The following is a 14077-nucleotide window of genomic DNA, read 5'->3' as shown; positions in this document are numbered from 1 at the left end:
AGTACTGCTCATCTGAATACCAAGCGGCACTAGCCGCCTATGGAATGACCCCATCAATGACAGATGGATATGACTGCTACCAAAATGCACAAGCAGAGCGTGTGAATGGTATTTTGAAGCAAGAGTTTTTGCTTAATCGCTGCAGAACGATGAAAGAGCTTGGCGTTTTAATCAAGGAATCGATAGAGATTTATAATCAATTACGGCCGCACCTTAGTTTAGGAATGAAAACCCCAAATGAGGTGCATGAAAAAGCCAGTTGGGAATACCAACTGGCTTAATAAAAACCGTCAACCTATTTTAGGACTAGACAACCGACTAAACCGCCTTTCATCGATACCAACTTAAAGCAGCGATACAAACTAAGTGCATCTATACAAACGGGAGCTTTGTATCCTATTGCCAATTTGTAACGCTCACTTAGAAAGTGTGAACAGGGCAGGCAAAAACAATCGTGCAAAAGGCAGTGCGACTTATAACCGCTTTATTAGTACTCGAGGCGTCCAATTGCATCGACTGTAATGCCATTTACTCAGCGGCTCGATTGACTAAGTTATTGATCGAATATAAATCGCGCTTTTCACTATTTTTACGTCTAACTTCTTCTAATGCTTGCGCTTCAACAGTATCAAATAACACATTGATAAGTCGATTAAAGTGACTATGCATTGCTTGTCTAGCTAAAGAGGCTTCGCCCGCCATCAGAGCTTCATAAATGGCAGTATGCTCATCCAAAGTCTTTTGATTATCTTTACTACAAACACTGTCGTAATCAACAATAATTTTTTGACTGGAAGTTCTCAGTGCCCACAGGTTTTGAAAGGAGTTGATCAAGGCACTGTTGCGGGTAGCGCCAGCTATAATTTGATGGAACATTTCATCTGCTTCTTCAACATATGATCTGTTTTCCATCATGGTCAGTGTTTTCTTTAACTCAACAAGCTCTTCTGCGGTTATCGTTTTCGCTGCAAGTGCGGCAATTTCACCCTCAACCAACGCACGAGCTTGGGTCAGTTCAAAAGCATTTATCTTACTCATCGGGTTCGATGTCGCTGCCGAATGTAAGACATATACGCCAGAACCTGTTTTAACTTCTATCTTCTCGCGAACTTCTAACGCAATAATGGCCTCACGTATTGTCGGTCGGCTCACATCAAATTTCTCAGCCAACTCTCTTTCCGGCGGCAAACGACTACCAGGCGCATATTCACCGTTAACAATAGATGCTTCAATCTCATCAACTATGCGCCAAAACATACGCCGACTCTTCATATCTAGTCCTTAGACAGTTAAATCATTTACATTTCTATACGGTCCATAATATCGATTTACATTACCAACGCAAACCGAATTTTGCTTTTTTTATCAGAAATATTGCGACTTCGCGCTTAAATCGGCACCTAATACAAACAATATTGGTAATAACCAAGTATCCACAAAACCTTTAAATTGGTAACACAAATCGGTTGACAGGTGTAAGTGTAATTGGTTAGTGTCTAATCATTGTTAATTTCTTGTTTGTTTTTGTGCAATTCAACCACAAACGCTAACAACTCATAAACAAGCAATAAGTCGACAGTCATGGTCGACGACTAAGTCACTGCATAACTATCAATAGGTCGAGCTGTAGCCCAATGGCACAGTGAGGTTGGTTACTCAGACAACAATAATAAAGAGAGTCTTCATGCAATTACATCATCAAGCTGAAAGTCTACTAACACAAAAATTGGTTTCACTTTCTGTTTTAGTTAAGCCCGCCCTCTTTATAGCGGCATGTATAAGTTCAGCCTCACTATATGCCGAAACCTATACCGTCAGTAACCAACAAGAATTCAATCAAGCAGTCAGCAAGCTCACCGCCGGTGATAATGTCGTTCTTGCTAACGGCATTTGGCCAGACTTTGAAGTTGTGTTTACCGGCAATGGCCGTGAAAATGCCCCGATATCACTGTCAGCCCAAACCCAAGGGCAAGTTATCTTAACCGGTCAATCCAATCTGAAGCTGTCCGGCAGTTACTTACATGTTTCAGGTCTGGTTTTTAAAGACGGATTCACTCCAAGCAATGAAGTCATTGCTTTTCGCACTTCGAAAAATCAGCTTGCCAACCATTCCCGTGTTAGCCAAGTGGTAATTGACAACTACAACAACCCCGATCGCCATGAATCTGATTCTTGGGTGTCAATTTATGGCAAACATAATCGATTCGACCATAACCATTTAGTGGGTAAACGAAATAAAGGCGTCACACTAGCAGTAAGACTCAACACCGCTGCAAGCCAAGAAAATCACCATAGAATTGATCATAACTACTTCGGTCCGCGCCCTATATTGGGCTCCAATGGCGGCGAAACACTGCGCATTGGTACCAGCCACTATTCAATGAGCAACTCATTCACTGTTGTAGAAAACAATTATTTTGACCGGTGCGATGGGGAAGTAGAAATTATCTCGGTTAAATCTGGTAAGAATATTCTACGTAACAACACCTTCTTTGAGTCTCGCGGCACCTTAACCATGCGCCACGGCAACGGCAATAACATTAGCGATAATGTATTTATTGGTAATGGCGTTGATCACACTGGCGGTATCCGGGTAATTAATCGCGACCAGACCATTACTAACAACTATTTAGAAGGGCTAAAGGGCTACCGTTTTGGCAGTGGTTTTACTGTGATGAATGGCGTACCTAATTCACCTATCAACCGTTATCACCAAGTCGTCAACGCCAATGTAAGCCATAACAGTTTTATCGACGTTGACCACATTCACCTTGCAGCAGGCAGTGATAAAGAACGCTCAGCCATTCCGCTAGATTCTCTGTTTAGTCACAACCTTTTTGTTAACCGCAATTCACAAGCGCCGTTTTCTGTCTTTGATGACATTAGCGGTATTCAGTTTGCAGACAACCTCTCCAACCAATTGGATAATAACCTCATTAAACAAGGCATCAAAGCGGACAGGGTATCACTTGAACGTGCCAGTAATGGCTTGCTTTATCCGGCAAACGAACACAGTGAAACTTTCGGTGCTAGCAAGCAGCTCAACCCGATAGCTAAAGAGGCAACAGGGGTAAATTGGTATCCGAAGCGCGAACCAGAAGTTGCATTTGATTCGGGCCAAACCCATACCGTGAGTGATAGCAATGCATTAGTGGCAGCGGTTAAAGCCGCAAGCGCAGGTGACACCATTGTTTTGACTGCCGGTGACTATGCAATTGAAAAAATCATCAAAATCAATAAAACCCTGAGTATTGTGTCTGAGCAGCCCAAACAAGCAAAACTGACTTTTAGCCGGCCAACCTTATTTGAAATTCAAAACGGCGGAAGTCTAAAACTGGCTGGGTTAACGATATCTGGAGAAAACAGTTTAGATTCAGCTGGCAATACTGTTGTAAGAACAAGCAAATGGGGCATGTTAACTAACTACCGATTTAGCTTGTTAGATAGCGATATCAGCCAGTTAGACATCAACCATTCCTTTCATTTCTTTGATTCTGGGGCACGTGCATTTGCCCGAGATATCACCATTGCCAATAACCGATTTAGTAACATCACCGGCGATCTATTCAGACTCAATAAAGAGAGTGACGACTTAGGTATTTACAACGCCGAATACCTCACTATCGAAAATAACCAATTTACTGATATCGAAGGCGCACTGGTTAAATTGTATCGTGGCGGCACTGATGAAAGTACCTTCGGTCCCCACCTTATTTTCAACAATAACCAACTAATCAGTGTCGGTAATGGCAAGCGTAACAAGCAAAAAGCAAGTTTGTACTTACACGGTACCCAAGTGGCAAGTATCAGTGGCAACAACTTCACACAAAGCGCTGGTATTAATATTGAACACACCACGGGTGAGCCCATCACTCAAGTGACTGACAACCAGTTCATCGATACTAAGCAACCGCAAGTTGCCGAACTCTATGCCGTTGGTACAAGCACAGCTGTGATTCGTAATAACACGACAACTTTTTCTAACGACCGTAAATAATCATCATGACTTATAAATACATACCAAGCTTGAAGATATTCAACGCCCTACTGATAACAGTAATCGGCTTGTTGCTAATGCCCCTAAGCGCTCAGGCTGCAAAGCTAAACCACCCAACATTGGTCGTCAATCAACAAGATGTCGACACAATGCGCGAAGCGATTAAGCAGCCAGGGCTTTTCCAGCAAGCGTTTATTGCTAAAAAGGCCAGTGTCGACACTTTTATCGGTCAAGCTACTGATGTCCCCACCCCGACAGATGCTGGAGGCGGATACACCCACGAAAGACACAAGAAAAACTATCAGCATATGTACGATGCGGGAATGATGTATCAACTCACTCAAGAGTCAAAATATGCTGATTTCGTTCGTGACATGCTGTTGCAGTATGCAGTGCTCTATCCAACACTACCTCGCCATCCCAAGCGCAAAAGCAGTAATGAGGGCAAACTGTTTTGGCAAGGATTAAATGAGGCTGTTTGGCTAGTGCACACAATACAAGCCTATGACTTTATTGTAGAGACACTGTCTCCCGCACAAGTAGATAGTATTGAGTCAAATCTATTGTTGCCAGTCGCTAACTTTCTGTCGGTTGAATCTCCACATACCTTTAATAAGGTACATAACCACGGCACTTGGGCCACTGCAGCTGTGGGCATGACAGGCTTTGTCCTTGATCGACCTCACTTAGTGGATATCGCCCTTTATGATTTAGAAAAATCGGGTAAAGGCGGGTTTCTGCGTCAGCTAGATGAGTTGTTCTCACCTGATGGCTATTATAACGAAGGCCCTTATTATCAACGTTATGCGTTACTGCCATTCGTGACTTTTGCTAAAGCGTTACAGCAAAACCAGCCTGAACGAAAGATCTTTGAATACCGAGATGGCATTCTGTTGAAAGCCATCTATAGCACCATAGAGTTAAGCTACAACGGTCTATTTTTCCCACTTAACGACGCCATTAAAAGTAAAGGCATCGATACGATGGAGTTGGTTATTGCCGTTAGCATGGCCTATGGGTTAACCGCCGACCGCAATTTGGTCGATATCGCCAAGCAACAAGATACCATTCTATTAACGGGTGATGGATTAAAGCTGGCACAGGCGATCGCGACAAATACCGCTACACACTACCCGTTTAGCTCTCGACTATTTACCGATGGTAAGAACGCAGATGAGGGTGCACTTGTTGTGATGCGCCACTCAACTCCTAGCCAACCTGCCGTAGTGTTTAAAGCCACCGCACAAGGGTTAGGCCATGGCCACTTCGATAAGCTGACTTGGCAGTTTTATGATGGCGGCAATGAAATTATCTCCGACTACGGCGCCGCACGATTCTTAAACATCGAAGCCAAAGCTGGCGGCCGCTACCTACCAGAAAACAAAACTTGGGCGAAGCAAACGATTGCCCACAACACCCTAGTTGCAGATGAAACCAGTCACTTTGACGCCGATGTCAAAGTAGGCAACAGCAACCATCCAAGCATTAATTACTATTTTAGTGATGCAAAAGTGACACTAGCCTCGGCCAGTATTGCCACTGCATATGAGGGCATAGATATCACCCGAACCATGGCGTTAGCGACTATCGGCTTACCGCAAGGCCCTGTTCCTTTGGTGTTTGATATTGTTGATGTCAAAAGCAATGATGAGCACCAATATGATCTGCCAGTGCACTACCAAGGGCAGCTAATTGACACCAACTTTAAGCGTATTGCAGCAACAACTGAACTCAAGCCGCTTGGCACTCAAGCTGGGTATCAACATTTGTGGTTGCGAGCGAAATCGGCAACGAATGTCGACACTGCTCAATCATCTATCAATCAAATCACTTGGCTCAACGACAACGGTCGCTTCTACACTCACAGCAGTATTACTGACGGTAACGTAGAAATGCTGTTTACTCAGCTAGGTGCCAATGATCCAAACTTTAATTTACGCACAGAAGATAGCTTCATCCAACGGGTGGCTCAAGCCAAAAATCAGCGTTTTGTCAGTGTGATTGAGCCCCACGGTGAATACAACCCGTCGGCCGAATACACCTTAAACGCCACCAGCAATGTGCAGGCACTGTCATTCCAAAAACAAGACGATGTCAATGTCATCGGCTTCTCTTTGGCAACACACAGCGGTGAAATTAAGCAGTACGTGTTGGCAATCTCAGATAAAGCACAATCTAACCACACTAAAAATAACGTTAAATCGTCAAACCTGAATAGCTTTTACTATAACGACAAGCCATATCGCTTCGCGGATAGATACCAGTTATTAGACATTACTCAGCGGGAGTCAAAATGACGCAAAGTAAACATTTTTCCTTTGGAAATGAAACTGAAATTGAAGATATCGGTGGCGGCCTAAAGCGTCAAATGCTTGGGTACAATCATGAGCTTATGGCGGTGAAAATATGGTTTGAGAAAGGCGCTATTGGGTACAACCACGCCCATAGACACTCTCAAGTCACTTACGTTGTTGAAGGTGAGTTTCACTTTAATATTGATGGCGTAACCCAGATTTTAAAAGCCGGTGACAGTTGTATGATTCCGCCGCACACAGACCATGGCGCAACATGTCCTACCGGTGGAATACTAATCGATACCTTTAGTCCAGCACGCGAAGACTTTCTTGAGGCCTCATCATGAAAATTACCAATTTAAGATGGTGGGTCATTTTGCTCATCGCTCTGGCCACAGTGATCAACTATATTGATCGTTCCGCCTTAAGCGTGCTTTGGCCAGATATCGTCGAAGAGGTTTTTCCAGAGAAAACCACACTGGAACGTAAGCAAATTTATGCAAACATCTCCATTGTGTTCATTTTATCCTATGCATTTGGCCAAGCCATTTTTGGTAAAATTTTTGACTGGCTCGGCACCCGGTTGGGCTTTGTGTTATCAATCGGTGTATGGTCGCTGGCAACCGCAGCCCACGCATTTGCCCAAGGGGCATTAAGCTTCTCAATTTTCAGAGCGATATTAGGTGTCGCTGAAGCCGGAAACTGGCCTGGTGCAGCAAAAAGTAATGCCGATTGGTTTCCAACTAAAGAACGCGCCTTAGCACAGGGGATTTTCAACTCTGGTGCCGCAATCGGCGGCATCGTGTCTATCCCACTTATCGCCTATATGACAGTGTATTTCAGCTGGCAAATGGTGTTTATTCTTATCGGTTTAATTGGTCTGTTATGGCTGATCCCATGGATAATTTTAGTTAAAGCTCCGCCTCAATCTCACCCATGGATCACAGAGGAAGAGCGCGAATACATCCTCACGGGACAAAAGTGTACTCCAGAGGAACAACCCGATGCTAAAGAATACAACCCAACGACCAAAGAGCTGTTATGCCATAAACAAAGTTGGGGCGTCATTATTGCCTCTGCAGCAATCGACCCTATTTGGTGGCTATTTGTTTTCTGGATCCCCATCTACCTTAATGAAGTTTATGGTATGGATGTTAAATCGATTGGTATCTACGGTTGGGTTCCCTATGTCGGCGCAATGCTAGGCGCTTGGTGTGGTGGTTTACTCGCTCAGAACCGCCTCAAAGCCGGTTGGACTGTAAACCGCACCCGAAAATTCACAATTACCTTAGGTTGCCTGATCATGCTACCCGCCTTGCTTGCAATGGCAGATCCTGGCGCACCAACCACAGCCGTACTGATTATGGCGGTGATTTTGTTTGGCTTTCAAACCGCTATTGGTAATGTGCAGACTTTACCCAGTGATCTCTATGGTAAAAAGGCCGTGGGTACACTAGCAGGCTTATCTGGCATGGCCGCCAAATTAGGCGCCTTGGGGTTAACAGCACTAGTGCCCTACTTAACCGCTGATGGTAACTATACCCCAGCGTTTGTTATTGGCGCTTCGTTAGCCGTTATTGCAATTGCTGCTGTATGGGTACTGATCCCTAAAATAGCGCCAGTTTGCAAGCACTAACCAACAATATTAAGTGAACATTGGCAATTCAATTTAAAGTTTTAAGCAGATAGGAACCCGTTAATGAAGAACATTTATTTACTTGGCGAATGTATGATTGAGTTAATGAATACCTCGGTTAATACCATGAAGCAATCTTTCGCCGGCGATGTTTATAACACTGCGGTGTACCTTAAACGGACGTTTCCACAAACCAATGTTCACTTAGTCACCGCCGTTGGCACTGATAGGTTTAGTCAGAACATGATTGCATGTTTTAAAGATGAAAATATTCAATCGGATCTGGTATTCCAATCTAAAAACAAAACGCCAGGGCTTTATGCGATCGATCTCGATGAGAACGGCGAGCGTAGTTTTACCTATTGGCGAGAAAACTCAGCAGCTCGACAAGTTATGCAGCATATCGATGATGCGGCCATAGCCCAACTTAGCCAAGGCGATATGTTTTTCTTTTCTGGAATTTCTATCGCCGTCATTGAACCGCATGCCCGAGCAGGCTTTTGGCAGATGGTTGACCAATTAATACAAGCGGGTGTACAGATCGTCTTTGACCCAAACTATCGCCCAAGAATGTGGTCAAGCGCAGACGAAGCCCAAACCCAGTTCAAATTGGCCTTCGCAAAAGCATCAACTGTTTTACCCGGAATCGACGACTTTGAGCAATTGTTCGCTATCGACACAGCACAAGGGGTTATCGACTTTTTGGATCCTTACCCCATCACAGAGCTGATCATCAAAAACGGCCCAGCATCACTGATTGTGGTTAAGCAAAACCTAAACGATGGCCACCCCCAAGAGATACAGGTCAGCCCTGTTAAGCACGTGGTTGATACTACGTCGGCCGGAGATTCATTTAATGGGGTATATTTAGGCGCTAAGCTCAATGGCATCAATGACCTCGAGGCTATCAATATGGCAGCACAATCCGCCGCCTATGTTATTCAACATAAAGGCGCCATAGTGGATAAAAGCGGCTTCGAAGCGTTTTGGCAAGCACAATTTTAACCACCCGCCTCATCTATCTATACGGTTCACCTTATCATTTTACTGATTAAGGTGAACCCACTCCTCATTCGTAGACGACTTTAGCAAGCTCCTCCCCACATCTCTCGCTCAACATCTCTCGCTCAACATCTCTCGCTCAACATCTCTCGCTCAACAACTCTCGCTCAACAACTCTTGCTCCATATCTCTCACGGCACTTTTGCTCCACAGTAAAGGCTCCCCCGCCTCTACGGCTACTCGGCACTAAGGTTGTCCATCACGGTTTAAAACATTTAGCCACTCGGTTAATCAATTGTAATACCAATCACCAGCCAGACCTTACCAATTATTTAATTAAGCTATCCCCGTGAGATAAATCATTAAACCTATGTCCAAAAGGAACTTGTGAAAAACAGCAGTTTACAAGGCGAGATAAAAACAATTTAAAATCAACAGTTTACAAAAACCACAACTCAATCTAATACATCAGTATTCATCTGTAACGAAAGCGATATAACTGTGAACATTAAGCCCAATTAGCAGAGTTTACCTCTTTCACAGTGATTAATTCTTAATTATTTTCTGCTACCAGCAAAATAATTGGCCTTAAACCCCAACACGCTAAGACGCTGATAAATAGTAACAATTCAACCAAACCTTGAATGAAAGCGCTTACATAAAACCAAGCCAACTTACCCAGATGTATGACAGAGGGCGATTATTTGGTAATAACAATTTGCATTCACCGGTCAGGTGTTATATAAATGTTACTAGCAGTTAAAAATACAGCAATTGGTAATACAACATCACAACATAATTAAAATTGCGTTTTTGGGGGAGACAATGAAACTGAATAAAATAAGTGCCATGTTTAGTCATGCCAAGAGTAGAACCAGCAACCGAGCTCTTTTTGGTACAGCACTAACAGCACTGTTAAGCATGCCAGTTGTTGCAGCAGAGCCAGCAACTGATGCACAACAATCAGACACCAGTGAAATTGAAGTTATCGCCGTAAAAGGTATCTTTGGTAGTTTAAAGGCTGCCAATTTGATCAAGCGTGCTGATGACCGCATTGTCGACGCCATTGTTGCAGAAGATATTGGTAAGTTACCTGACAACAATATCGCTGAAGCGCTACAACGCATTACCGGCGTTTCCATTGGCACTGATTTTGGTGTCGGTGAATCTGTAACTATCCGCGGTGTCTCCGAAAACCTTATTCTATTAAATGGTCGCTCGACTGCAGGTTCAGGTCGTGGCGGTATTGGCCTAGATGATTTCCCCTCTAGCTTCCTTAAAACCGTTGAGGTCATTAAGTCACCTACCCCAGATATGATTGAAGGGGCGCTTGGTGGTACGGTAAACATGGAAACCATTCGCCCATTAGAACTTAGCGAACCGCTAGTGGCTATTACACTTGATGGCGAGTACTCTGACAAAACTGAAAATACAGCACCTAACTTCTCTCTAGGTATAGGTAATAACTGGGACTTAGGCGCAGCCGGTACGTTTGGTGCATCGGCTAATGTCGCGTACTTAGACCGTGAACTGCGTCGCGATGAATACTTCAACAAAGTCGATTTAGTGGATAACATCGATATTAATGGCGATGGCGTTGTTGATGATTCAAATGGCCCAAATGGAAAATATCTACGCCGTACTCAAACTACGGTAGAGCAGAAAACAGAGCAACGTGAACGCACAGCCTTTGGTGTCTCTTTACAATGGGCACCGGTCAGTGAAGAGGTCAACATCTACCTAGACCTTAATGCAACTAAGCTTGATGGTGGTCAATCAGCATATTCTATTCTCGATGTTGGTGGCAGCTCCGTCGCCAGAAGTGATTCATACTACGACGGCAATGGTCAATTGCATAACTATGACTTAGATGGAGTGCTGGTTATTCCAAAAACTTGGAGTGACTTCACCACATCAGATACCACCTCTCATGCCATAGGCGGTGATTGGTTTATCACCGATAATATTGAGTTATCAGCCGAGTATTCATTATCGAAATCAGAAGAAAAGCAAACCGCTAACGAATTCAACCTACGCCCAATTGAGCGTACTGACCCAACGTTAGACTTGGTTACTCATACCAGTACTGGTAGCTCAACAACAGGTAGCGGCATTCCTGCGTATATGTATGCTGATCCTGGCATGCTGACCAATCCAGATAACTTAGTTTTCCGTGAGTTTTTCCATAAAACTTTAGACACAGATAACGAAGAGCAAGCGTTACGATTTGACATTAAAATCAGTGACGTGGGCGTCGATTGGATTTCAGGTGTTAAAGCGGGGGTACGTTTTACCGAGCGTGACTTCACTGCCAACCGATATGATCTAAAACCGATTAATGGCAATACCACTCTTAAAGATTCTTACAAGAAAGCAGTCAATGCTGATGGCCTATACAGCCCAATCTGGATCGATAACCCACTGCTAACCGACAGTTTTAAAACCGTCAATATGAACAACTCATTTGACCAAACTGGCATCGCAGGTCAAAACGACATGCTGACATACAATGTCTATGACGCTGACCTATTGCAAAACACTGAAGCGACCTATGCTCTTGTGCAGCAAATGTTGCAAGGTACATCTTATGCAATGACAGGCTCACTGGCTGACAACATGGTTGAAGACAACGGTGCCTATAAAGAAATCAATGAGAAAACCGGTGCAATATACGCACAATTCCATTTGGACTTTGATGACTTAACCGCAGTATTCGGTGGTCGTTATATTCAAACCGAGCTTGAGTCGAGTGTTGTCGCATCCGTTGATGCTAACGGTAACAAGATTCTTGAAACAGGTAAGAACGATTATTCTGACTTCCTACCTAGCTTGAACGTGACTTACACCCTAACTGAAGAAACATTGATGCGATTTGCAGCGGCTAAGGTTATGCGTCGTGCTGACTTTAGTGAACTAAGTCCTGCACTTTCTATCGATAACTCTTTGGTAACCGGTACCCAAGGCTCTTACCAACTAGAACCTTATCGTGTAACTCAGTATGACCTTTCTGTTGAACACTACTTTGAAAATGGCGGCATCGTTTCTGCAGCGTTATTCTACAAGGACGTTAACTCCTTTACACAGACTGACAGCAGCTGTTTAGCCGACCCAAGTACCATTCAAGGGCAAAACACAACCGAATGGGGCAATGTGTGCCTACTTGATACTGCAGGACAAAGCCAAGGCGATGTTAACTTTGCCAGCCCAGATCAGGGCCAAGCCTATGTTGACGCAGAAAAATCAGCAGGTCGCACAGGTATTGTGGTAGACACCGACGTTAATGGTGGCAGTGGTGAGGTGAAAGGTTTAGAGCTTGCTTATCAACAGCAATTTACCTCTCTACCTGGATTCTGGGCAGGCTTTGGTGTAAACGCTAACTATACCTATGCCGACAGTGAGCAGCCAGATGGTAATCCGCTACTCAATATTTCTAAAAACACGGCCAATGGTCAGCTTTATTGGGAAAATGAGCAATTGCAATTCCGCTTAGCTTATAACTGGCGTGACCGTTACTTATATTCACAAGCAGAGAAGCGAGTCCAAACTGTGGGTGCATTAGGTTACAACGTATTTAACCAAAATGACCCTACAGCGGATAACTTTGATGCCACAGTAGGTAATAATTACCGCGAAGCCAGAGGTCAGTTTGATTTCTCGGCAAGCTGGGATATCAATGAGCATTTCACTCTGGTAGGTAACGTGGTTAACCTAACTGGAGAACCCATTGAATATACTACCGAACTCGGTTCAGTCTGGAAGTACAGTGAAGCAGACCGCCGCTACACATTAGGCGTTCGAGCTAAGTTCTAGCAACCCCACTAACAGAGCCTATCCCACAGATAGGCTCTGTGCTTTTCCTTAACATAACACTTAACCCCCCTACTGTTAGTTTACTGTACCTCAAGCTATCGGTAGACAAAAACCAAACCAAAAATATTACCAAAAACCAGTATTGGTAATAATCATTGGTTGACAATAATTAAAAAGCTGTAATAAGATGGTTACCAATAGATTAATAAGTTGGTCAGCAAGGCAAAACTGATTGCGAGTAACACCAACCATCAGCTTAAAAAATTTGGTTTTCACATAATATTAGGAGTTAGATATGACAAAGCCTGTCATCGGTTTTATCGGACTTGGTCTCATGGGCGGCAACATGGTAGAGAACCTGCAAAAGCGTGGCTTTGAACTGCAGGTAATGGACCTCAATAAGGACGCGGTTGATGCCTGCATCGCCAGAGGCGCCACCGCTGCAAGCTCAGCAAAAGCGTTAGCAGCTTCCAGTGATATCGTCATGCTTTGTCTTACAACTTCAGCGGTGGTAGAAAAGCTAGTTTATGGTGATGATGGTATTCTTGCAGGCATCAAACCAGGTGCTGTTTTGATTGACTTTGGTACCTCAATTCCTGCTTCTACCCGCAAAATTGGTGAGGACTTAGCCGCCAAAGGTGCCGGTATGATTGATGCACCACTAGGTCGCACACCAGCTCACGCCAAAGACGGTTTGTTAAACATCATGGCTGCGGGTGACTTAGACACCTTTAACAAGGTAAAGCCTGTGCTTGAGCAACAAGGCGAGAACGTGTTCCACTTAGGTCAATTAGGTGCCGGCCATACCACTAAGTTGATCAACAACTTTATGGGTATGACCACCGTTTGCGCAATGTCCCAAGCATTTGCCGTTGCAGATCTTGCCGGTGTTGACCGCCAGCAACTGTTTGACATTATGTCGACAGGACCCTCTAACTCACCTTTTATGCAATTTTGTAAAAACTATGCGGTAGATGGTGTCAGCGATCTTGGATTCTCTATCGCCAATGCCAATAAAGATTTAGGCTACTTCTTGAAAATGGTCGAGGATTTGGGCACGCAGTCTAAGATAGCAGAAGGGTCATCTGCTAACCTTAACGCGGCTTTTGATGCTGGTATGGGTAACGGAAATGTTCCGGAAATCTTTGATTACTTTCTCAAGCTTAGCAAGTAAATTTAACAGCTAGCATCACTACCGTTTAGTGCTCTCCCCACTAGACGGTAGTTTATCAACTTCAAATACTAGCAAGACACCTCACTAGCCTTTCATCCTTGCAGCGCACTAAACTAGCACACCACCATGACAACGCTGTGCATTATCGAGTGAATACCAATGCC

Annotated in this window: 9 protein-coding genes; 8 read left to right on the top strand and 1 reads right to left on the bottom strand. The window is 44.0% G+C overall.

All coding sequences use genetic code 11. The features are described from left to right. The coding region (locus L865_RS0110350) for an integrase core domain-containing protein (RefSeq protein WP_028773171.1) at positions 1-281 on the top strand (281 nt) is incomplete at its 5' end. Between the two features lie 247 nt (positions 282-528). Here the strand turns inward: L865_RS0110350 and L865_RS0110345 are convergent. Continuing rightward, positions 529-1272: a FadR/GntR family transcriptional regulator gene (locus L865_RS0110345; RefSeq protein ID WP_028773170.1), complete on the bottom strand. Its 744-nt coding sequence runs from the start codon at positions 1270-1272 to the stop codon at positions 529-531. Between the two features lie 412 nt (positions 1273-1684). Here L865_RS0110345 and L865_RS0110335 point away from each other — a divergent pair, with 412 nt between their 5' ends. The 7 genes from L865_RS0110335 to L865_RS0110300 all read left to right on the top strand — a co-directional run bounded on the left by L865_RS0110335 (position 1685) and on the right by L865_RS0110300 (position 13913). Continuing rightward, positions 1685-3997, top strand: coding sequence for a polysaccharide lyase 6 family protein (locus L865_RS0110335; RefSeq protein ID WP_084632515.1), 2313 nt, complete (start codon positions 1685-1687; stop codon positions 3995-3997). Between the two features lie 77 nt (positions 3998-4074). Beyond that, positions 4075-6294: a heparinase II/III domain-containing protein gene (locus tag L865_RS0110330; RefSeq protein WP_157577525.1), complete on the top strand. Its 2220-nt coding sequence runs from the start codon at positions 4075-4077 to the stop codon at positions 6292-6294. Next, positions 6291-6638 carry a cupin domain-containing protein gene (locus tag L865_RS0110325; RefSeq protein ID WP_028773167.1) on the top strand — a complete coding sequence of 116 codons (348 nt, stop codon included), beginning with the start codon at positions 6291-6293 and terminating at the stop codon, positions 6636-6638. Before L865_RS0110330 ends, L865_RS0110325 begins: the two co-directional genes overlap by 4 nt. Beyond that, entirely contained in the window at positions 6635-7927 is a 1293-nt protein-coding gene (locus L865_RS0110320) for an MFS transporter (RefSeq protein WP_028773166.1), read from the top strand. Before L865_RS0110325 ends, L865_RS0110320 begins: the two co-directional genes overlap by 4 nt. Positions 7928-7990: 63 nt before the next feature. Then, complete coding sequence (locus tag L865_RS0110315) at positions 7991-8932, top strand: sugar kinase (RefSeq protein ID WP_028773165.1); 942 nt, start codon at positions 7991-7993, stop codon at positions 8930-8932. Positions 8933-9754: 822 nt separating this feature from the next. Beyond that, positions 9755-12739, top strand: a complete 2985-nt coding sequence (locus tag L865_RS0110310) for a TonB-dependent receptor (RefSeq protein ID WP_028773164.1) — start codon at positions 9755-9757, stop codon at positions 12737-12739. Between the two features lie 295 nt (positions 12740-13034). After that, on the top strand, positions 13035-13913 hold the full coding sequence (locus L865_RS0110300) for an NAD(P)-dependent oxidoreductase (protein WP_028773163.1): 879 nt from the start codon (positions 13035-13037) through the stop codon (positions 13911-13913). Positions 13914-14077 lie beyond the last annotated feature (164 nt).

The organism is Shewanella waksmanii ATCC BAA-643, assembly GCF_000518805.1.
GTDB classification, from domain to species: Bacteria; Pseudomonadota; Gammaproteobacteria; order Enterobacterales; family Shewanellaceae; genus Shewanella; species Shewanella waksmanii.
The sequence above is the reverse complement of the archived record's forward strand: the minus strand, read 5'-3'. Positions and strand labels throughout refer to the sequence as shown.

Coding starts and splice junctions, on each gene's coding strand:
- L865_RS0110345 (WP_028773170.1), bottom strand. CDS start 1,272: ATGAAGAGTCGGCGTATGTTTTGGCGCATAGTTGATGAGATTGAAGCA.
- L865_RS0110335 (WP_084632515.1), top strand. CDS start 1,685: ATGCAATTACATCATCAAGCTGAAAGTCTACTAACACAAAAATTGGTT.
- L865_RS0110330 (WP_157577525.1), top strand. CDS start 4,075: ATGCCCCTAAGCGCTCAGGCTGCAAAGCTAAACCACCCAACATTGGTC.
- L865_RS0110325 (WP_028773167.1), top strand. CDS start 6,291: ATGACGCAAAGTAAACATTTTTCCTTTGGAAATGAAACTGAAATTGAA.
- L865_RS0110320 (WP_028773166.1), top strand. CDS start 6,635: ATGAAAATTACCAATTTAAGATGGTGGGTCATTTTGCTCATCGCTCTG.
- L865_RS0110315 (WP_028773165.1), top strand. CDS start 7,991: ATGAAGAACATTTATTTACTTGGCGAATGTATGATTGAGTTAATGAAT.
- L865_RS0110310 (WP_028773164.1), top strand. CDS start 9,755: ATGAAACTGAATAAAATAAGTGCCATGTTTAGTCATGCCAAGAGTAGA.
- L865_RS0110300 (WP_028773163.1), top strand. CDS start 13,035: ATGACAAAGCCTGTCATCGGTTTTATCGGACTTGGTCTCATGGGCGGC.